Annotated in this window: 13 protein-coding genes, 1 rRNA gene, 1 pseudogene and 2 riboswitches; of the genes and pseudogenes, 13 read left to right on the top strand and 2 right to left on the bottom strand. The window is 37.2% G+C overall.

Annotated features, from left to right (window positions below; genetic code table 11):
• Nucleotides 1–256 precede the first annotated feature (256 nt).
• A pseudogene (locus ACE38V_RS16550) lies at nt 257–1,387 on the bottom strand (IS110 family RNA-guided transposase).
• A gap of 872 nt (nt 1,388–2,259) precedes the next feature.
• Between ACE38V_RS16550 and ACE38V_RS16545 the strand changes: the two are divergent.
• The 7 genes from ACE38V_RS16545 (at nt 2,260) to guaA (ending at nt 11,840) form a co-directional block, all read left to right on the top strand.
• Nucleotides 2,260–3,954: a DUF6044 family protein gene (locus tag ACE38V_RS16545; protein ID WP_375843072.1), complete on the top strand. Its 1,695-nt coding sequence runs from the start codon at nt 2,260–2,262 to the stop codon at nt 3,952–3,954.
• Between the two features lie 66 nt (nt 3,955–4,020).
• On the top strand, nt 4,021–5,058 hold the full coding sequence (locus ACE38V_RS16540) for a glycosyltransferase family 2 protein (RefSeq protein ID WP_375842917.1): 1,038 nt from the start codon (nt 4,021–4,023) through the stop codon (nt 5,056–5,058).
• On the top strand, nt 5,027–5,461 hold the full coding sequence (locus ACE38V_RS16535) for a GtrA family protein (protein ID WP_375842915.1): 435 nt from the start codon (nt 5,027–5,029) through the stop codon (nt 5,459–5,461). The genes ACE38V_RS16540 and ACE38V_RS16535 overlap by 32 nt, the downstream gene beginning before the upstream one ends.
• A gap of 194 nt (nt 5,462–5,655) precedes the next feature.
• Complete coding sequence (locus ACE38V_RS16530) at nt 5,656–6,606, top strand: AAA family ATPase (protein ID WP_375842913.1); 951 nt, start codon at nt 5,656–5,658, stop codon at nt 6,604–6,606.
• Nucleotides 6,607–6,609: 3 nt separating this feature from the next.
• Nucleotides 6,610–7,824: a DUF58 domain-containing protein gene (locus ACE38V_RS16525; RefSeq protein WP_375842911.1), complete on the top strand. Its 1,215-nt coding sequence runs from the start codon at nt 6,610–6,612 to the stop codon at nt 7,822–7,824.
• Nucleotides 7,821–10,034: a DUF4129 domain-containing transglutaminase family protein gene (locus ACE38V_RS16520; protein ID WP_375842909.1), complete on the top strand. Its 2,214-nt coding sequence runs from the start codon at nt 7,821–7,823 to the stop codon at nt 10,032–10,034. Before ACE38V_RS16525 ends, ACE38V_RS16520 begins: the two co-directional genes overlap by 4 nt.
• Before the next feature lie 30 nt (nt 10,035–10,064).
• A riboswitch (purine riboswitch) is annotated at nt 10,065–10,167 on the top strand.
• Between the two features lie 134 nt (nt 10,168–10,301).
• Nucleotides 10,302–11,840 carry a glutamine-hydrolyzing GMP synthase gene (gene guaA / locus ACE38V_RS16515; protein ID WP_375843071.1) on the top strand — a complete coding sequence of 513 codons (1,539 nt, stop codon included), beginning with the start codon at nt 10,302–10,304 and terminating at the stop codon, nt 11,838–11,840.
• Between the two features lie 259 nt (nt 11,841–12,099).
• Here the strand turns inward: guaA and ACE38V_RS16510 are convergent, their stop codons facing one another.
• A complete protein-coding gene (locus tag ACE38V_RS16510; protein ID WP_375842908.1) occupies nt 12,100–12,696 on the bottom strand; it encodes a TetR/AcrR family transcriptional regulator in 597 nt (198 codons plus the stop codon).
• Between the two features lie 343 nt (nt 12,697–13,039).
• On the opposite strand from ACE38V_RS16510, the gene ACE38V_RS16505 reads away from it, so the two are divergent.
• The 6 genes from ACE38V_RS16505 to ACE38V_RS16480 form a co-directional block, all read left to right on the top strand.
• Entirely contained in the window at nt 13,040–13,921 is an 882-nt protein-coding gene (locus ACE38V_RS16505; protein ID WP_375842906.1) for an ABC transporter ATP-binding protein, read from the top strand.
• 23 nt (nt 13,922–13,944) lie between these two features.
• Nucleotides 13,945–15,555 carry an ABC transporter permease gene (locus ACE38V_RS16500; RefSeq protein WP_375842904.1) on the top strand — a complete coding sequence of 537 codons (1,611 nt, stop codon included), beginning with the start codon at nt 13,945–13,947 and terminating at the stop codon, nt 15,553–15,555.
• 399 nt (nt 15,556–15,954) lie between these two features.
• Nucleotides 15,955–16,056: riboswitch (purine riboswitch) on the top strand.
• A 121-nt stretch (nt 16,057–16,177) separates the two neighbouring features.
• Nucleotides 16,178–17,506, top strand: a complete 1,329-nt coding sequence (locus ACE38V_RS16495; protein WP_375842902.1) for an NCS2 family permease — start codon at nt 16,178–16,180, stop codon at nt 17,504–17,506.
• Nucleotides 17,507–17,713: 207 nt separating this feature from the next.
• Nucleotides 17,714–18,556, top strand: a complete 843-nt coding sequence (glcT, locus tag ACE38V_RS16490) for a glucose PTS transporter transcription antiterminator GlcT (protein ID WP_375842900.1) — start codon at nt 17,714–17,716, stop codon at nt 18,554–18,556.
• Nucleotides 18,557–18,740: 184 nt separating this feature from the next.
• Nucleotides 18,741–20,804 (top strand): glucose-specific PTS transporter subunit IIBC, encoded by a 2,064-nt coding sequence (gene ptsG / locus ACE38V_RS16485; RefSeq protein WP_375842898.1) that lies wholly within the window; start codon nt 18,741–18,743, stop codon nt 20,802–20,804.
• Nucleotides 20,805–21,573: 769 nt separating this feature from the next.
• Nucleotides 21,574–21,705: ribosomal RNA gene (locus tag ACE38V_RS16480) — 16S ribosomal RNA — on the top strand; the annotation flags it as partial.

The following is a 21,705-nucleotide window of genomic DNA, read 5'->3' as shown; positions in this document are numbered from 1 at the left end:
ATTCGTCATTACTTTATATTCCTTACCAGCCTTGTAGTATGAGTACCATACCAATTCGCTGCAGTATGTATAGTGAATATTGGTGGGACCATCGGTAATTTTGTACTTTATTTTCTGTGAAAATAAAAGTCCCCCAGTTCTCCTGTATATTATTGATTGAGGTGGGAAACCCTATAAATAATCTAAAAATGCCAATAAGAAAGCAGAGCTACCTGTCGGAAGGTATCTTTGTATAAACTATTTGGTTTTGGTTATACTAACTAATTTGCATTTCTTTAAATGGCTCCTTGTTGATAAGCATGGAGTAAATAATCCGAAGCATTCGATGCGATAAAGCTACGAGTGCTTTTTTCTTTCCTCTTCTTGCAGCTATTGACCAGTATTTCGTTGCTAACCAGCGATTCTTACACCTTGAAACAGCCCATGCAGCTTCGCACATTGCCGATTTAATATGAGGATTTCCCTTTACAGTCTTAGTACTATACCGTTTACCTGCACTTTCTTTGTTTCCTGGTGAAACACCAGCCCAAGAAGCTAGGTGTTGGGATGTTGGAAATTGATTCATATCTACACCAATCTCGGCAATGATAATCGCTGCAGTATCTTTTTTAATGCCGGGTATCGTTGTAAGTAACTGGAGTTCTTCTTGGTAGTTTTGTAATAGGATATCGACTCGCTCTTCAATTTCTTTAATAAGCTTTTCTAAGTATTCAATATGCGCCCAAGATTGCCGGATTAGAAAACACTGATGATCATTTAGTGTGCCAAACAAAGAATCCGTAATCTTCTGCTTTTTCATCGCCATTCTGCCATGAATTCTTTCTTCTACATCGGAGGCGTCCACATATCCTTGTTCTACAAGTCTTTCAAGCAGTTTTCTCCCTGAAACGCCAAACACATCGGAGATGACCGTTCTCAATTTTACATTCGAACACTCCAATACCTTTTGAATCCGATTCTTTTCAGAAGTTAAGCGGCCGATCCATTTTTTTCTCAGTCTGGTTAAATCACGAAGTTCTCGAAGATCGACTGATGGAACAAAACTCTTTTCGATTAATCCATGTCGTAATAACTTAGCAATCTATGATACATCTGTTTTCCTTCCGGGAATATTCTTAATACGTTGTGCGTTTGCCAATGTTATATCAAAGAAACCTTCTAAAATATTGAATACAGGCTTCCAATATACTCCTGTGCTTTCCATTGCAATATGGGAAACACCATGGTTTTCAAGCTATTTTAAGAGACGATATAAATCCTTTGTTAAAGTAGGAAATGTCTCTGTCTCTTTGAATAATTCTTCATTCTGACTTCCAGTTATGACACAAGCAACAATCGTTTCAGAATGGACATCTAAACCAGCGCATCGTTCAATAAAAACCTCCATAAAATTCTCCTTTTAAGTAGATCACAAACAGTGAGTGAGATTGAACATAAGCATTTTTCTGTACGTAGTCATCCCTCCAGAAGGAAAGAGCTAACAAAGGGTTGAACACCAAACTCACTCAAACAGTTTTTTGTACAGGATCGAGCCACCAAAAAAGAACACGTCTTACATACTGTTTGTGTCATTACCATTATGGTCGGTGGAGATTAATTTTCATGCATGGGTTGGGAGCGAAAGATCATGAAAGTTTTTTGTAAGAAAAGGGTTTGTAATTTGCGTTGCATGATTTGTTTTTATGGTAATGAGGAGCTCGTTCTTTGTTGGATAAGTGGGTGCCTGATGGATTTTTTGCAAAGGTGTCAGAATCAGGTTAGTAATTGAACCGGGACTGTTTGAGGGAAAGGAATGAATCCATGTATTCGGACAGGATTCGAGGGAAAGGAGTGGAACGAGTCCGAAAGAGCCAGGTATTCGGACAGGAAAAGAGCAAAAGGAGTCCAAAAGAGGCAGTTTATTAGACAGGAATCGGGGGAAAAGAGCAAACTATTTAAGGTTACCTTTCCAACTCAAAACCATCAACAATACTATTCATTTTCCCCAATCATCATTCTCTGTAGATTTTTCTCATTAAAATGAAGAAGAAAGATCCAATTTGATTACCCTTCAAAAAGAGCCCATTCAAACACAAGCTATCGCCTTTAATCAATGTTCAAAGGTATTTAATCGACCATGATCCTATTCCCCAAAAAGGTTTATATAGAAAACAAAAATCAAGTCTAACTCATATCAAAAACAATCCTTTCAAAAAGTGGGAATAGATTCCTGCTCTTTTACAAACTTTATAATTAAGTTCTTTTCATTTTGAGGTGTCCATATTGCTTTTACAAAACAAGGAAGGTCATGATAGAAGGCTGATCGTAGGGGCATTCATCATTATTAGTTTGTATCTATCTCCTATGTTTATTTTGGGAGAGGACGCTCATATTCGGGTTCATGATAATCTTGATTCCAATCTTGCATGGTATAAGGTCTTGAAGGATAGTGGGGAGGCATTTGGTTCAATTAACGCAAGAATTCCGCAAATCATCAATGGGGAGTTATCGAGAAATGCCTTCGGATCTGAATTTAGTGGGATTGTGTGGCTGCATTTACTGTTTCCAACGATGATTGCATATGCCATTAGTCAAGCTATTACGCGGTTTGTAGCTTTTTGGGGTATGTATTTATTGCTTAAGGATTTTTTCCTGACAAAAGGAGAATGGGCGGTAATCCGTGTTGGTGTAGCGTTGGCTTTTGCTTTAACTCCTTTTTGGCCATCGGGGATGCTGAGTACATTGGGCCATCCCCTTGCATTATGGGCATTTTTAAATATTCGAAAAGGAAAAATAAGATGGCAGGAAATTCTCGTCCTTACCCTTTTGCCACTTTATTCAAGTATTGTATTAGGCTTTTTCTTTTTTCTAAGTGTTATGGGTTTGCTTTGGCTTGTTGATGGTTTGAGGGGAAAGGGTTGGAATCTTCGTTTTTTCTTTTCCATTGTGTATATGACTTTCATCTTTTATATAGTGGAATATCGTTTAGTCGCTTCTTTTTTTATCTCATCTGAGCCTAATAGCCGAGATGAATATTTTCATGCACGATTATCTCTTGCAAGAACGATCCGATTAATCCTGAAAAATTATGTTTTAGGTCATACTCATGTGATGACAGTGCATGGCTTAGTTCTATTGCCCATGTCCCTATTCGCTTTATATTTTATTATTGTAAAAAAACAATGGAGACAGGAGAAAACATTTCTTTTCTTTTTCATGGCTAATTTTCTTCTCTCCACCTGGTATGCCTTTTGGTTCTACCGGGGATGGTTGCCTTTGGCTGAAAGATTTCATTTTTTGGATACATTTAATTTTGCTCGCTATCATTTTTTAAGGCCATTAGTCATTTATGTGGAGTTTGCCCTTGCTTTAAAAATATTATCTGGAATCGGGGAAGGATGGAGAAAAACAGCCGTTTTCTTTATCATCTTGCAGTTGTTTGTCCTTTTTGCTTTTAATCCTGAGATCATTTATCATAAACAACCATCTTTTAAAGAGTTTTTTGCCGAAAAACAGTTTGGGAGAATTAAGGATTATATTGGATTACCTGTTGAAGATTATCGGGTTGCGAGTATTGGAATTCACCCGGGGATTGCCCAGTATAATGGTTTTTATACATTGGATACATACAACAATTTTTATCCTCTTTCCTATAAACATCAGTTTAGGAAAATTATTGCGAAAGAGTTGGACAAAAATAAATCAATCCGTGTTTATTTTGATGAATGGGGTGGAAGATGTTATGTGTTTTCTTCGGAGCTGGGGAAGCATTATATGTTTAAAAAGACAACCAAAAAAGTCCTTCATCACATTCAATTAAATCAAGATATTTTTTATCAGATGGGAGGTCGGTATATCTTTTCGGCCGTTCCTATTGAAAATGCAGAGGATAATGGGATGATTCTGGACCGTGAATTTTTATCAAAGGATTCCGTTTGGAAGATCTATTTGTATAGGGTCAAGGCATCTTCTTAAGCGGGAAGTGATACAACAAGAGTCCCTACTTTTATTTGTAACGGATATGTTTAGGAGGAAATCAAGATGATAGCACCTGTGCTTACCATTGTGGTCCCTTGTTTTAATGAAGAAGAGGTATTGCCTGAGACCTGCAGGCAGCTTAGCAATTTAATCAAACGTTTGATTAAGATTCAGTTAATCGCAAGCAATAGTCGCATCTTGTTTGTTGATGATGGTAGTCGTGATCAAACTTGGCCAATTGTCTATAAGGAATCTCTCCAAAATGAGTTCGTCAAAGGGTTAAAGCTATCTAGGAATGTGGGTCATCAAAACGCCTTATTAGCAGGGCTGTTTACAGCAAAAGATTATTCTGACTGTGTGGTTTCGATTGATGCGGATTTACAGGACGACATTGAAGTGATTCAAAATTTTGTTGAAAAGTATAACGAAGGATATGAAATTGTTTATGGAGTAAGGAATAAACGGAATTCTGATTCTTTTTTTAAGCGCCATACGGCTCAAGGATTTTATAAACTGTTGAGACGGATGGGGGTGGATGTGGTCTATAATCATGCTGATTTCCGACTTATGAGTAGACGGGCTTTACAGGCACTTGAGTTATTTGATGAAGCCAACCTTTTCTTAAGGGGGATTGTGCCATTAATAGGATTTCAATCCACTATCGTCCTATATGATCGCAAGGAAAGATTAGCAGGAGAATCAAAGTATCCGCTCAAAAAGATGCTTGCTTTTGCCCTAGATGGAATAACTTCATTTTCGGTGACGCCGATTCGCTTCGTATTAATCATTGGCTTTATGTCTTTTTTTATTAGTTTATTATGTGGTGCTTATTTTTTAAGTTTAAAGTTATTAGGAAATACCGTTTCGGGATGGACCTCGATCATTGCATCGATATGGTTAATTGGCGGCTTGCAGCTGATTGCAATAGGATTAATTGGGGAATATATCGGGAAGGTTTACAAGGAGACGAAACGTCGTCCAAGATATATTGTCGATATTGATTCTTTTCGTCTTCCTGTTCCGCAATATACCAATCACAAGGGAGGTGCGAAAAGGGAGAATGAGGGATATGATCTCCAAAACATATCTAAAACAAACTAAAACATTCATTCGTTTTTTAATCGTAGGTGTCATCAATACGATGATAGGATTATCGGTTATGTTAATCACTGTTCATTGGTTCGACTTCTCCTATTGGCTTGCGACTTTCACCGGTAATTCAATAGGAGCTTGTGTTAGTTTCTTCTTAAACCGAAGCTTTACTTTTCAAAGTACTGTCGGATGGGGACAGAGTGTATGGAAATTCTTATTGGTTATCCTTTCTTGTTATTTTCTCTCCTACTCCTTTAGTGATATTTGCTCAAAAGTTGTGGGAGATCTTTTTTCTTTACAGACAGAAAATGAGAAGGATCTAGCAATTCTTTTAGGTACCGGATTTTATATGATAAGTAATTATCTTGGTCAGAAAAATTTTGTTTTTAGGAGAAAAATAACCGCGTTATAAATTCTTCCTCATTTTTACAAATGAGGTTTTTTGTTGCAAAAATCGCGTCTTTTGCACGTTAATCTTCGCGAGGAGCAAAATACTATTTTACAATATTACAAGGATTTCTAAGGGGATGGGCGAATATATAATATGAGTTTTAAAAATTTTACCATTTATCTGAAGATGGCAAGAGCAACTATAGGAGGACGATGATGATAAGAGATAAAATGAATCCTACCGTAGAGAAAATCATTCATAATATTGAAAAAGTGATCATTGGAAAGAGAGAAGTAACTGAGCTTAGTATTGTTGCCTTGTTAGCAGAGGGACATGTGTTGCTTGAAGATGTTCCGGGAGTAGGGAAAACCATGATGGTTCGAGCGCTAGCTCAATCTGTTAGTGCAAGGTTTCGCCGCATTCAGTTTACCCCAGATTTACTTCCTTCAGATGTCACCGGGGTGTCGATTTATAACCCGAAAGAGCTTGAGTTTGAATTCCGTCCCGGACCGATTATGGGAAATATTATTTTGGCTGATGAAATCAATCGAACCTCGCCGAAAACGCAATCTGCTCTTTTAGAAGGAATGGAAGAAGGCAGTGTTACGATTGATGGCGTAACTCATAAGCTTGAAAGGCCCTTTTTTGTTATGGCAACACAGAATCCAATTGAATACGAAGGGACATATCCGCTGCCAGAGGCCCAGTTGGACCGGTTTATGTTAAAACTGAAAATGGGATATCCCGAAATGGATGAAGAAATGGAAGTGTTAAGCCGCGCACAAAATATCGCTCCCATTGAGGAATTATTGCCTGTTATTCATTTAGATGAATTAAGGGATTTACAGCAGCAAATTAAAGCAGTTCATGTAGATGATTCGATAAAACGATATATTGTGGATATTGCTAATCAAACGAGGATTCATGGAAATGTCTATTTAGGAGCAAGCCCTCGTGGCTCCATTGCATTAATGAAAGCAGCTCAAAGCTATGCATTTATGTATGGTCGGGATTATATTATACCAGATGATATTCAGTATTTAGTTCCTGCTGTATTTTCCCATCGAATGATTCTGAGATCTGAGGCAAAGTTTGAAGGCATAACAGCAGAGGATATTGTTCAGCGAATTATTTCTCGTATTCCCGTTCCTGTTCAAAGGTATTGAAAAATGAGAAGTTCATTCAAAAGTCTGAAAAGGGTTTGGAAATTATTTGTCCTCTTTTTACTTATTATTATTACCTTCTCATATGCAATGTTTCAAGGCGGCTTTGTAAGCTGGTTCTTGTTTTATTGTTTTCTTCCTTTTGCGATATATGGATTATTGCTTGCCTTTTATCCTTTAAAAAATATCGATATTGAGCGCAGTTTTATACGAAGTGATTATCGTGCAGGGGAAAAAATGCAGGTTACTATAAGGCTGCACAGGTCTTCTGCTTTTCCTTTATTTTATATGATTGTGGAGGATCGTCTTAGTGAGGCATTTCAACATTTTCATACAAATGAAGCGAAGACTTTAATTTTTCCGTATTTTAGGAAGGCGTTCCGTTTGGAGTATGAGTTAAGAGATATTCCAAGGGGGGAGCATGATTTTCAAGGGGTATTGATTAAAATTGGCGATCCTCTCGCATTGGTGGAACGGGAAATACAAATTCCGCTAGAGGACCGAGTGGTTGTTTATCCCCGGTTTGAAGAGTTATCCTATCAACCTTTTTCCAATCCTTATGATCAGGGGATGACGGCTTCGCTTGAGAGAGTGCAACGGGATACTTCCATGGCTGTGGGGATTAGAGAGTATCATCCGGGTGATCGTTTTTCTTGGATTAATTGGAAGGCTTCCGCAAAGCGGAGTGATTTAATGACAAAGGAATTCGAGCAAAGACAATCCCATGATGTTTTTTTATTGATGGATTGTGCAAGTGAAAAAAGGTTTGAAATCATCGTATCTTTCACCGCTTCCATTATTCGTGGAATTCTTAAGAAGGGTGCTCAAGTGGGTTTGCAAACGGTAAGCTCCAATCGCGTGGTCATTCCGATTAATGGCGGGAATCTTCAACAACAAAAGCTCTTTTACCATTTAGCCAAAATTAAAGATAATTGTCCGGTTTCACTAGAAAAGGTTTTAGAAAATGATCAGCTATTGACTCAGCAAAATGTAAATTTGATGATTATTACTGCTCAAATAACCAAGAAATTGATTGAGAATGCAGGAATAATTGCAGAACGAAAGGGAACTGTGACGATTTTTGTCATGAAGGAAAAAGGAGAGAGCATTACCAACCAGGAGATTCCTTTACGAGAAATGGGGCTTGCAAGAGGAATCAATATCATACCTGTTCATGAGGGCTTCTTTGCGGATGCCTTTCAGGGGGTGAGGCGAAGATGAAGAATGTAGTTAGTAATAAAAAAATTCGCTCCCATCTTGTTCTTTATCTTTTTGGTTTTCTTCTATTATGGGAATGGCTGAGGCCGCTTAAGGTTTTAACGGATACAGGAAATATAAGTCTTTTTGTCCTTTTTATCATTTTGTCTTGGTTAATTCTATATGTTCGTTTACCTTTTCTCTATTCCTTTTTGATTAAAACGGTTTTTATTCTTTTTGTTGTCCATCTCTATTATTTTGAGGGACCCATTATTCAATGGGAATGGTTTCTACAGTTTATTCAAGATTTATCACTGAATATTCATTATGTTTTTGAGGCGAAATGGAATCTTTTAAGCGGGAGTTTTCGCAGCCTTTTATTTTTTCTTCTATTATGGCTTTTGACGTATTTAATTCAATATTGGCTTGTCATTCGGAGACAAATCTTCTTGTTTTTCCTGATGACGTTGCTTTATATTACGATTTTAGATACGTTTACCCCTTATAATGCCGATTGGGCCATAGTGAGAACAGTGATTTCTGGATTTGCGATGATGGGAATGCTACATTATGATCGTTTGTTGGATCGGGAAGTTATTTCTAATAGCGTAAAAAGCTCTCGAAATTGGATGGTGCCATTAGCTATCATGATTGCATTTTGTGTAGCAATAGGGTTTGCTGCTCCAAAATTTGCTCCTATTTGGCCAGATCCGGTTCCGTTTATCACCTCTTTTAACCAGGATAGTGGTGACGGGATGGGGGCTGGTCAGAGGGTTGGTTATGGGACAGATGATTCCTCTTTGGGTGGACCATTTATTGGTGACGATCATGTGGTTTTTACCGCTGAGGCAGATTTTCAGCATTACTGGAAAATCGAATCGAAGTATATTTATACTGGTAAGGGATGGGTAGAAGAAGGTCGGAAGGACAATGTGTTATTTGCACAAAACGAACAGGTTCCAATGGAGGTATTCGATAAAGAGGGTGTGAAAACGACAAAGGAAACAAGTACGATCACCCTAACTGATAGATCGCAGCCCTTTGTGGATTATCCTTTAGGTGTAACAAAGATCAATGGGATTGAGAAGTCAAAAACAGCTTTTAATGTTAATACGCTGACTGAGAAAATTCTTTTTGTGGATGATGAGCAATCCCCTCCAATCGGCAAATATTCGGTCGAATTTGAGCGGCCGCAATATAGTATGAAAGCGTTGAGTCAATCTGTTGATCCTAATACGATGATTGATCGTAATTTTTATAAAAAATATACTCAACTTCCTCCCCGTCTACCTACTCGGGTGAAACAATTAGCGGTTGAAATTACATCGAAGAAGAAAACATGGTTTGATAAAGCCAAAGCTGTTGAAGGATATTTTGCGAGCAATGGGTTTATTTACGACCAAAAAAATGTAGCGAAGCCAGCAGAAGACCAAGACTATGTTGACCAATTTTTATTTGAATCAAAACAAGGGTATTGTGATAATTTCTCAAGCTCTATGGCCATTTTATTGAGAACAATTGGTATTCCTACAAGATGGGTTAAGGGTTATACTCAAGGAGAGTACAAAGGAATTGGTGAGAAGCAGCAGAATCGGTATGTCATTACAAATAATAATGCCCATTCATGGGTAGAGGTCTATTTTCCAAAGGTTGGCTGGATTCCATTTGAACCGACGCAAGGATTTTCAAATAATGTGGCGTTCAATTATGATTTAGAGAATCAGTCTGATTCTCAAACTAATTTAGAACAAGATAAGGAAACGACGCAATTGAAAAAACCTGAAAAACAGGTAGAAAAATCAGATCGAGAAACCAAAGATTTTTCCTTAGCGGATAATTGGAAAAAAATAAAGAGATTTTTCGCTACAAATGTGAAAATTATCATCGGCTTAACTGTGTTTTTGTTTGGATCTCTATTATATTTATATAGTATTAGAAAGAAATGGATTCCTGTTTTATTAAACCTAAAATGGAAAAGGTCGAATAGAGATCGTGATTTTGTTAAGGCGTATAATGCTTTATTAAAGCAATTGAATCGTGCAGGTCTAAAAAGAAAGCCTGAACAAACTTTACGGGACTATGCTAATTATATTGATCACTATTTCTCGACTAGAGAAATGGGAAAATTGACAGCAGCCTATGAAGAGTATTTGTATAAAGGAGTCATAAAAGAGGGAACTTGGAATGAATTGAAAGAATTGTGGGAAAATTTAATAAAAAGGACAAAGGGTTGACCAAAATATTATCCAATTATACAATACTTTCAAATATTAATAGATTTCCTTCATATATCCTCGGGTAATATGGGCCGAGAGTCTCTACCGAATCACCGTAAATGATTTGACTATGAAGGCAGTTGATTCTAATGGAGATGTCTCTGTAAAAAAACTAGAATTCTGCCTTCAAGTTGATTTAGGGTGGGTTCTAGTTTTTTTATTTAAATTAGGGGAAAATATTCATATTAACTATAGAATGGGGTGATTTGTTTGGCTGGAGAAGCAATGCTTGAAGGACAGGAAATGATAGTCGTTCTAGATTTCGGAAGTCAATATAATCAATTAATTACAAGAAGAATTCGTGAGTTTGGAGTGTACAGTGAGTTACATCCACACACCGTTACAGCAGAAGAGATTAAGAAGATGAATCCAAAAGGGATTATTTTTTCTGGCGGGCCCAATAGTGTCTATGATGAAAACGCATTTCGTTGCGATGAGTCCATTTTTGACTTAGGTTTGCCAATTATGGGGATTTGCTATGGCATGCAGCTGATGACTACTCATTTTGAGGGGAAAGTAGAAGCAGCCACACATCGTGAGTATGGGAAGGCTAGTATAAATATTCAAAACCAAACGAAGTTATTTACCGATCTTCCTGATGAGCAAGTTGTTTGGATGAGTCACGGGGATTTAGTGGTGGAAGCTCCAAAAGGTTTTACAGTTGATGCAACGAGTCCTTCCTGTCCGATTGCATCGATGAGTGATGCTTCTAGGGGATTATATGCTGTTCAATTCCATCCAGAAGTTCAGCATTCTGTTTATGGAAATGAGTTGCTACGCAATTTTGTTTTTGAAATTTGCGGATGTTCTGGCAATTGGTCGATGGAGAACTTTATTGAAATGGAAATGAAAAAAATTCAGGAAACTGTGGGAGATAAGCAAGTTCTTTGTGCTCTCAGTGGTGGAGTGGATTCCTCAGTTGTGGCTGTCTTAATTCATAAGGCAATTGGCGATCAGCTGACTTGTATTTTTGTTGATCATGGTTTATTGCGTAAAGAGGAAGCTGAAAGTGTGATGAAGACTTTTGCAGAAGGCTTCCATATGAAGGTGATTAAAGTTGATGCGAAAGATCGCTTCCTTGAAAAGCTAGAGGGAGTTAGTGATCCTGAAAAGAAAAGAAAAATTATCGGCAATGAATTTATTTATGTATTTGATGATGAGGCAACAAAACTTAAAGGAATTGACTATTTGGCACAGGGGACTCTCTACACAGATATTATTGAAAGTGGTACGGCAACCGCTCAAACGATTAAATCCCATCATAATGTAGGTGGATTACCTGAAGATATGCAATTCCAATTGATCGAACCATTAAATACGTTATTTAAGGATGAAGTCCGCGCTCTTGGAACAGAGCTTGGAATTCCGGATGAGATTGTTTGGAGACAGCCTTTCCCAGGTCCAGGGTTGGGTATTCGTGTTCTCGGGGCTATCACGGAAGAGAAACTTGAAATTGTTCGGGAATCAGATGCTATATTGCGTGAAGAAATTAAAAACGCTGGTCTAGAACGTGATATTTGGCAATATTTCACGGTGTTACCGGATATCCGTAGCGTAGGTGTAATGGGCGATGCAAGAACATATGATTATACAATTGGGATTCGTGCAGTCACCTCCATTGATGGCATGACGTCAGATTGGGCGAGAATTCCTTGGGAGGTTTTGGAGAAGATTTCTACCAGAATCGTTAATGAAGTCGATCATATTAATCGGGTAGTGTATGACATAACGAGTAAGCCACCAGCAACGATTGAGTGGGAATAGACAAAAAAGGCGCTAAATCCTTGTTAAACCAAGGATTTAGTGCCTTTTTTCGTAAGGATTATTAGATGAAAAACCACTAGTGTATTTTAAACACATATAAAATTCCCGTTTGTTACGGTAGATTCATTCTGAACTTTATTAGTCGCGTAGTTATTAAAAGTACTTAGATATTATCCTGTAAAATAAGGTAACCTTTTTTGGCTAAACTGGAGATGAGTTTCGCGAAAACTGCTGCAGCCTTTCTTGCTTTGGTTCGAGGTTATTTATTCGGAGCAATCCCTTTAATTAGCATTTCTGTCCATTCAGATACATAAGGTAGAGTTTTTTCGTAAACCCGGGGACTGGAAATACCTTCAACAATCGCCTCGAAATAAACTAACAGAAACTCATCAGAATATTTTAAGTCAACCTTTCCTTCTTTGCGTCCACGATGAAACAAATCCAGCATTATACTAATGTTTTCTTTGGTGAATTGCTCCATCATCGAAGATAAATCACTATTACTTTTTTCTGTAACATACTTCATTAAATCAAGATAAAATTGCTTATTAATTTTTTTCAGATGGTTGATTTTATTCGTGCTCATGGCAATGAGGGTTTCTTCAAATGGTTTATTTTCAGCCATGATTTCCTTTGCTGTATTCCCCATTTCATTCATAAAATGTTTAAAAACTTCGTGGATAAGATTTTCCTTATTTCCAAAATACTTAAAAATGGTGGCTTTACTAACGTTTGCCTTTTTGACGATCTCTTCCATTGTCAAACCTGTTATACCCTCATTTGTATTCATCAAATCAAAAGTAGCCTTTAAAACTTGATTTTTCTTCTCTTTTGTCCGTTTTTCGAAACCGTTCATTTTAATTCCAACTTCCTATATATAATCGTCAAAAAATAAAACCAATTTATCAATTTCAGTTCATAATATTCATTCATTTCTATTATATATAATCAAATATAAACTATCAATCAAGTAATAGTATTCCATTTATTGCAATTATTATTGACCTCATAAAAGAATGGGGATATAATTGACCGTATAAATGAAATTTGGTTTAAAATGAAGGGAAAAAGAAGAAATATTAAACGAATTACGCAAATAAGTTCTATTTTTATATTTCTGTATTCTAAGCTTTGCTTTAAACTGGAAAGCAAGTTATGAAATTGTTTATGAACTATATTGAAAAAGGAGCTTCAGTATTATGGAAGAAATTGTGAGGATAAACGGTTTACAAAAAAAATTCGGTAAGTTTCAAGCATTACATGATGTGTCATTTACGGTAAATGCTGGGGAAGTTGTTGGTTTTATTGGTCCGAATGGTGCAGGTAAATCAACAACCATTCGGGCTTTATTGGGCATCATTAAACGGGATGCCGGAGAAGCGAAAATATTTGGCAAGGATGTTTGGAAGGATAGCCTTGAAATTCATAAGAGAATTTCTTATGTGCCTGGTGACGTAGCGCTTTGGGGCAACTTAACTGGCGGCGAAATTATTGATTTATTTATTAAATTACACGGTGGGGGGGACAAAGCGAAACGTGATTATTTAATTAAGCGTTTTGAATTAGATCCCAAGAAGAAAGCAAAGGGCTATTCTAAGGGAAATCGTCAAAAAGTCGGTTTGATTGCGGCTTTGTCTGTTGATTCCGATTTGTATATTTTTGATGAGCCAACGTCTGGGCTTGACCCATTGATGGAAGTAATATTCCAGGAAGAGGTTGAAAAATTTAAAAACACAGGCAAGGCAATCTTGTTGTCTTCTCATATTTTAAGTGAAGTAGAGCGCTTGGCAGATAAGGTTGTTATTATTCGTCAAGGGAAAATCGTAGAAACTGGTACATTGGATGAATTGCGGCACTTGACCCATTCTACTGTGACGCTGGCAACAGAAGGCGATGTATCTGCGATGGCATCTGTAAATGGAGTGTATGATTTTACGCAAAAAGAAAATCAAGCGACATTCTCAGCGGATAATCAATATATTAATGATATTTTGCTAGAAGCTACAAAACTGGGTGTTAAAAAGTTTGAATCTGTGCCTCCAACGCTTGAAGATTTATTCATGCGTCATTATGAAGGTTGAGCGTTGGAAGGGAGGTAAATATGATGAAGAAAAAATTTGCACGTTGGGGTGCACTATTTGCGCAATACTTGAAACGTGACTGGAAAAAAATGATTTTCTGGATTTTAGGTATTGGCTTGTTTTCAGGCGCCTATGTCCCAGCTTTTGAAGAAATCGCAAAAGGGCAAGGATTGCTTGGAATGTATGAAACCATGCAAAACCCTGCCATGATTTCAATGGTCGGTCCTACATCGGTAAAAGCAGCAGATTATACTTTAGGTGCAATGTATGCTAACGAAATGTTATTATTCTGCGGTTTGTTTGCGATGATTATTGCTGTTTTGCATGTAGTAGGTCACACTCGTAAAGAAGAAAATCTAGGGCTTACTGAGATGGTACGGTCATTTCAGGTAGGCCGACAAGCGAATTCGTTTGCTATTATGACAGAAATAGTTATCATCAATGTTTTACTTGCACTCTTTATCGGTGCGGTTATGACAAGCTTTGGCGCAGATACCATTTCAGCTGAAGGATCATTTTTATTTGGTGCATCGATCGGTATGGCTGGCATCATAGGCGCTGTGATTGCACTTGTTATGGCGCAAATTATGCCGACTTCATCTGGTGCGACAGGTTCAACACTTGGAATTGTTGGGTTGCTCTATATCGTCCGTGCGGGTACAGATGTGTCAAATGTTGATTTATCAATGATTAATCCTATGGGCTGGACTTATCTAACGTATCCATTTACTGAAAACAACTGGGTACCACTGGTTTTCGCTTTGGCATTCAGTGTAATCATGGTCATAATTGCTTTTGCACTTGAAAGTGGTCGTGATATGGGGGCTGGTTACTTGCCTGAAAAAGAGGGGCGTGCAACAGCAAAAAAATCATTGTTATCCGTACGTGGCTTGTTTATCAAGATTAACAAAGGTGTAATAATTGGTTGGCTGATTTGTTTTGCTATCATGGGTGCCGCTTATGGTTCAATCTATGGTGACATGCAAACTTTCCTTGAAAGTAACAAAATGATGAGCCAAATGTTTACTCAATCAGGAGTCTCAATCGAAGAATCGTTCACTGGGACAATTATGATGGTCATGATCGGTTTGGTTTCTATTTTACCAATTGCCATTGTTAATAAGCTTTTCTCTGAAGAAACCCGCCTACACTTTAGCCAACTTTATTCTACAAAAGTGACGCGCGGCCAACTATACTGGACAAGTGTAGTTTTAGCAATCATTGCCGGTTTAGTAGGGATTTTGATAAGCGTAGGCAGCCTTGGCGGAACAGCCATTTCGGCGATGGGTGATCGCACTACAATGGATATGGGTGATTTTCTTGCCGCTGGCTTTAACTTCTTGCCATCAGTGCTATTCTTTGTTGGGCTTGCAGCTTTGGCGCTTGGGTGGGCTCCAAAACTAGGTAAAGTTATTTACGCTTATCTTGCTTACTCTTTTATGTTAAATTACTTTGGAGGTATTCTAGACTTGCCGGAGTGGTTTTCGAAAACAGCCGTTCAAAGCTGGATTCCCCGTATGCCAATGGAAAAATTTGATGGGGTAATTTTCATTACAATGACATTGATTAGCATTGCTTTAATAGTGTTAGGCTACATTGGCTATAAAAAACGTGATCTAGTTGAAGGGGCTTAAAAATCAATAAAAGAGATATATTCATGAAGATGGACTGAAATTCACTGTTTTTTTAACAACAGGGGTGCTGTTCTGACCACTGCCCTCCATTCGCACCATTAGCCCATTTGGTGGGATGGACTTGAACTGGAATGCTCATCCTGGGGCTGTTTGTGATGAGCATTTCGACACACATAACCAATGAAATAGGACACGCCAACTTGATCGCAGCGTTAACTGTAAGCTGCTAGTGATGATTGAGAAGGAATAGGGGGAAAACGGGGAAATTCCTTCTTTTCACAACTCTGTCATATAATACACTTTAAACAGCTATTAAATACGAACAATAAAAAAACGAACATAAAAAATGTTCGTTTTTTTATTGACGAATAGTTGCTAGGTTGTTAAAATGGGAAAGTACAAAATATTGTCGAATAACATCGTATAATCTTGGGAATATGGCCCAAAAGTTTCTACCGAGCTACCGTAAATAGCTTGACTACGAGAATAATGGTTATTAAGGGTTGGTTTATTGCACTTTTCCTTTTCTTTTCCCTTAATTCATTCATGAACTTGTCGTCAAGCGCTCCAGGTAGTTTGGAGCGTTTTTTATTTTTTTCTGAAAATATTAGGAGGGTAAAGAATGAAGAAATATTTCCAGTTTGAAGAACTTGGAACAAATTATCGCCGTGAGTTTGTAGGCGGATTAACAACCTTTTTAGCAATGGCTTATATATTGGTGGTTAACCCACTTACACTCACACTGTCAGAGGTCAAGGATTTACCGGATGCACTTAGAATGGATTATGGAGCTGTATTTGTGGCAACAGCTTTAGCAGCAGCGTTAGGTTCTATTATTATGGGATTGCTCGGTAAATATCCACTTGCTTTGGCTCCTGGTCTTGGATTGAATGCGTTCTTTGCATATACGGTAGTATTAGGTAGTGGTGCTCCATGGCAGCATGCACTTGGTGCAGTATTTATTTCAGGTGTATTTTTCCTTTTATTAACATTAACAGGTCTTCGGGAAAAATTAATTAATGCGATTCCAATTGAATTAAAGCATGCCATTGGCGCAGGAATTGGATTGTTTATCACGTTCATTGGTTTGCATAATGCTGGAATTATTGTTAAAAATGATGCAACACTTGTTGGTCTTGGTGATTTAACAAACGGAAGTACATTGCTAGCTATTTTTGGAATTATCATTACCGTTATTCTAATGACTAGAGGCGTTAGAGGCGGAGTATTCCTCGGAATGATCCTTACCGCTATCGTCGGAATGATTTTTAACTTAATTGATGTTCCAACTAAAATTGTAGATAAGGTACCAAGTCTAGAGCCAACTTTTGGTGCGGTTTTCTCATCATTTAGTGATGCATCCTTCTATACAACATCTATGCTAGGAATTATTCTTACTTTCCTATTTGTTGATTTCTTTGATAACGCTGGTACTCTTGTAGCTGTGGCAAATCAAGCAGGTTTAATGAAGGATAATAAATTACCACGTGCAGGTAAAGCATTGTTAGCTGATTCCATTGCAACAATTGTTGGATCCATCCTTGGAACTTCAACAACTACTTCATATATTGAATCAAGTGCAGGGGTTGCGAGTGGTGCGAAAACTGGTTTTGCTTCTTTAGTTACTGCAGGATGTTTTATTCTAGCTTTATTCTTCTTCCCGTTATTATCAGTGGTGACATCAGCAGTAACAGCACCAGCGTTGATCATTGTAGGGGTGTTAATGGTATCATCTCTAGGAAAAATTGATTGGTCTCGTTTTGAAATTGCCGTTCCAGCTTTCCTTACTATGATTGCAATGCCACTTTCATATAGTATTGCGACTGGGATTGCAGTAGGGTTTGTCTTTTATCCGATTACGATGATTGTTAAAGGTCGTGCTAAGGAAATTCATCCAATAATGTACTTTTTCTTTGTGATTTTCCTACTCTACTTTATTTTTCTAAAATAGATAAATTAAGATGAGGCTGTTCGAAAAGTAGTTTTTTTAGCTCAAATCAAAAAAATAAAACCCAAGAATGCCATTGTTTCAACATTCTTGGGTTTTCATTTTGTTTCAAAATGGCCTTTTTAGACAGCCCTATTAGCTATTGACAGATTTCTTTTCCTTTTTGATAATAGGAGTAATGGCCTGAAATTGTCGAAAAGAGGAGAAGGTATGGATCAATTATCTGTATTAAAGGTTTTAAACAACAATGTATTGATCGGGGATCACCTCTCTTATGGTGAAGTTGTATTAATAGGTAAAGGGATAGGTTTCAATCGTAAGAAAGGGGACACGATCGAACGTTCGTTGGTTGAAAAGCTCTTTATTTTAAAAAATGAGAGGGAACAAGAAAATTATATTAAATTATTACCATTTTTAGATAATGATCTGTTAGAAGTTATTATTTCGGCAATTGAATTAATTAAAAAGAAAATTAACACTCCCTTGAATGAACACATCCATGTTGCCTTAACGGACCATTTGCTCTTTACTGTAACAAGACTCTCTAAAGGGATGGAACTGAAAAATCCATTCTTAATTGAGACAAAGGCTCTATATCCCTTTGAATTTCAAGTGGCAAAAGAAGTTATAGGTCTGATTGAAAAACAAACGGGAATTTATTTGCCTGAAGGAGAAGTAGGCTTCATCGCTTTGCATATTCATAGTTCTATTATGAATAAGGACATTTCTGACATTAATCGACATTCCCAGCTCGTGACGCAATTAATCGATATAGTAGAAGATACTTTTGATATGAAAATTGATAAAGAAAGTATTGAATACATGCGTTTAGTTCGCCATTTACGGTTCGCCATTGAGCGAATTGTGAACGGAGAGATGGTTGTGGAGCCAGAAAAAATTGCAAACCTATTGAAAGAGGAATATCCATTGTGTTACAATCTCGCGTGGAAACTCATTAAGGTGATGCAACATGCACTTAAAAGACATGTTTTTGATGCAGAGGCAGTGTACTTAACTATGCACTTGCAACGTTTGCAGAAGAAAATTAAATAAAATTGCTATTATCTTATTACGTGTTACTGATTCAATCAGGCATGAGTAGAAAGGATAATTGAAATAGAGTTTTTGCGGGTACTATAAAAATACCTGTATCACCCTAGTTTAATTCCTTTTACTCATGCCTTTATTATTGCGCTTTTAAAAACGCTGTTGAGCTATAAATGTAGGAGGAAAACATATGAAAAAAGCTTTTGGTGTGTTACAAAAGGTTGGTAAAGCATTGATGTTACCAGTGGCCTTATTACCGGCAGCAGGGATTTTGCTTGCATTAGGGGCAGCGTTATTAAACCCTACTTTATTAGATTTAGCTCCATTTTTAGATAACAGTGGAGTACATATGGTTGCATCTGTTATGCAGCATGCAGGTGACATTGTATTCGGAAACCTTGCCTTGCTATTCGCAGTTGGGGTAGCTGTTGGTTTATCCGGTGGTGAAGGTGTTGCAGGATTAGCTGCAATTATTGGCTACTTAATTATGAACGTAACAATGGGTACAGTATTAGGACTTGAAGCGAAAGATGTTAACGGAACAAACTATGCAAGCATTCTAGGTGTTCCAACTCTTCAAACTGGCGTGTTTGGTGGAATTATCGTTGGTATTATCGCATCAGCTCTTTATAATAAATTCTTTGAAATTGAATTACCATCATATTTAGGATTCTTTGCTGGGAAGCGTTTTGTTCCGATTATTACAGCGGGATCTGCGATCGTACTAGGTTTGATCATGTTAATCATCTGGCCTCCAATCCAATCTGGACTAAACGCATTCTCAAATAACATGGTTGATGCAAACTTAACATTATCAGCATTTATCTTTGGGGTAATTGAACGTTCACTAATTCCATTTGGTTTACACCATATTTTCTACGCGCCATTCTGGTATGAATTTGGTGAATATGTAACAAAAGCTGGACAAGTTGTTCATGGGGACCAACGTATCTTTATGGCACAAATTGCGGATCATGTACAAAACTTAACTGCTGGAACATTTATGACAGGTAAATTTCCATTCATGATGTTTGGTCTTCCTGCAGCAGCATTAGCAATTTATCATGAAGCGCTCCCTGAAAAGAAGGTATTTGTTGGTGGCTTAATGGTATCAGCTGCCCTTACTTCTTTCTTAACAGGTATCACAGAACCAATCGAATTCTCATTCTTATTCGTTGCACCTGTTTTATTCGGAATTCACGCAATCTTTGCTGGTCTATCTTTCATGACTATGCATTTGTTAAACGTAAAAATCGGTATGACATTCTCTGGTGGTTTAATTGACTATATCTTATTCGGTCTTATTAACCCACAAACACATGCTTGGTTAGTAATCCCAGTAGGTTTAGTATTCGCAGTTATTTACTATTTTGGTTTCCGTTTCGCTATTCGTAAATGGAACCTTAAAACTCCTGGTCGTGAAGATGAAGAAGAAGATCAAGCTGGAGCACAAGCAACCGGTTCAACTAGCGATCTTCCGTATGAAATCTTAGCTGCAATGGGTGGTAAAGATAATATTTCTCATTTAGATGCTTGTATTACTCGTCTGCGTGTATCTGTAAATGATATTAAAAATGTGGATAAAGACCGTTTGAGAAAGCTAGGCTCTGCTGGTATTCTTGTAGTTGGAAATAATATTCAAGCAATCTTTGGACCTCGATCAGAAACGATTAAAGGTCAAATGAAGGATATTATGAGCGGAAAAAGACCGCAAAAGGCTGTAGCAACAGCACCAGAAAAAGGTGTTGAGCAACAAATTGAAGAAGTGAATCCAGAAGCACTCCAAGCCAGCGAAGTAAATGAAACATATGTAGCACCTGTAAAAGGTGAATTAAAACCAATCACAGAAGTACCAGATGCAGTTTTCTCTGGAAAAATGATGGGCGATGGATTCGCGATTGTTCCAACAGAAGGAACTATTGTATCTCCTGTTGATGGTAAGGTTATTAATCTTTTTCATACGAAACATGCGATCGGTCTATTTTCTGAGGCTGGTCGTGAAATCTTAATCCATGTGGGTATTGATACAGTTAACCTAAAAGGTGAAGGATTTGAAATATTAGTATCTGAGAATGAAACTGTGAAAAAAGGTCAACCTTTATTAAAAGCTGATTTGGATTATCTTAAACAACATGCACCTTCTACAATCACTCCTGTCGTATTTACGAATCTTGCTGAAGGTGAAAAGGTTATTCTTAACAAGCAAGGAAATGTAGAACTTAAAGAAGAGAATATTATATCAATTAGAAAGTAATCTTTGATAGTTATTTCTATGAGCTTCCCGCTTTTTATAAGTGGGAGGCTCTTTTTTTGTATAGAAGGTTGGCCCCTGAAGTAACAATCCTTTAGAAACATGAAGATTGGTGGAAAGTACAACATAGTTCTTTCTATATTATTATTTCATTTTTTATTTCAATTTTGGTTACTTATTCAAAGAATAAGTTAAACGATGGTATAAAGATAAGGTTCTATTTGATGTTCATATAAAAACTAGAAGTTCAAGTAAAATTGTTATCAGCAAATGGTCTTAATGAAATTCAAATTAAACAAGCGAAGGTTTTAATTGATGAAAGTGGATTGCTGTTAAGGCTAAGAAGGGGGGAATAAAGACTGACGCAAAAATAACTAATAGTAAAGTAGAAGTTTCTTCTATATTATCCTTTATTATTTTAATATAAAGGATATAGTAGCTCTGGAAGGGTATTTAGAGAAAGCGGATAGTTCCCCTTCATAATAACGCAAACTATTGTTGGAAAATTATTAAGAGTTAATCCTATATAAACCTTAAGGAACCATTTAAAAGAAATATTTAAAAAGGGTGTTGACCTGGATAGGCAAGGATGATATTATATTAAAGCAGTCGTTGAGACATAAACAACTTTAAAAAGTTTAAAAAGTGTATTGACTAGAAAGTTTAAAAATGATATACTAATAAAGTTGTTGAAAGAATTGCTCTTTGAAAACTAAACAAACCATACGTCAACGTTAATTCTATTTTTAAAATTAAGAGCTAATCTTACTCTTTTTCGGAGAGTTTGATCCTGGCTCAGGACGAACGCTGGCGGCGTGCCTAATACATGCAAGTCGAGCGAACTTTTGGGAGCTTGCTCCCAAAAGTTAGCGGCGGACGGGTGAGTAACACGTGGGCAACCTGC

Source organism: Cytobacillus sp. Hz8 (assembly GCF_042263505.1).
Classification (GTDB): Bacteria; Bacillota; Bacilli; order Bacillales; family Cytobacillaceae; genus Bacillus_BE.
Note: the sequence above shows the minus strand (reverse complement) of the source record. Positions and strands in the feature narration are given on the sequence as shown.

What these genes read in the sequence shown, in the direction of transcription:
- ACE38V_RS16540 (WP_375842917.1), top strand. Translation starts at nt 4,021, where the DNA reads ATGATAGCACCTGTGCTTACCATTGTGGTCCCTTGTTTTAATGAAGAA.
- ACE38V_RS16535 (WP_375842915.1), top strand. Translation starts at nt 5,027, where the DNA reads ATGATCTCCAAAACATATCTAAAACAAACTAAAACATTCATTCGTTTT.
- ACE38V_RS16530 (WP_375842913.1), top strand. Translation starts at nt 5,656, where the DNA reads ATGATAAGAGATAAAATGAATCCTACCGTAGAGAAAATCATTCATAAT.
- ACE38V_RS16525 (WP_375842911.1), top strand. Translation starts at nt 6,610, where the DNA reads ATGAGAAGTTCATTCAAAAGTCTGAAAAGGGTTTGGAAATTATTTGTC.
- ACE38V_RS16520 (WP_375842909.1), top strand. Translation starts at nt 7,821, where the DNA reads ATGAAGAATGTAGTTAGTAATAAAAAAATTCGCTCCCATCTTGTTCTT.
- guaA (WP_375843071.1), top strand. Translation starts at nt 10,302, where the DNA reads ATGCTTGAAGGACAGGAAATGATAGTCGTTCTAGATTTCGGAAGTCAA.
- ACE38V_RS16510 (WP_375842908.1), bottom strand. Translation starts at nt 12,696, where the DNA reads ATGAACGGTTTCGAAAAACGGACAAAAGAGAAGAAAAATCAAGTTTTA.
- ACE38V_RS16505 (WP_375842906.1), top strand. Translation starts at nt 13,040, where the DNA reads ATGGAAGAAATTGTGAGGATAAACGGTTTACAAAAAAAATTCGGTAAG.
- ACE38V_RS16500 (WP_375842904.1), top strand. Translation starts at nt 13,945, where the DNA reads ATGAAGAAAAAATTTGCACGTTGGGGTGCACTATTTGCGCAATACTTG.
- ACE38V_RS16495 (WP_375842902.1), top strand. Translation starts at nt 16,178, where the DNA reads ATGAAGAAATATTTCCAGTTTGAAGAACTTGGAACAAATTATCGCCGT.
- glcT (WP_375842900.1), top strand. Translation starts at nt 17,714, where the DNA reads ATGGATCAATTATCTGTATTAAAGGTTTTAAACAACAATGTATTGATC.
- ptsG (WP_375842898.1), top strand. Translation starts at nt 18,741, where the DNA reads ATGAAAAAAGCTTTTGGTGTGTTACAAAAGGTTGGTAAAGCATTGATG.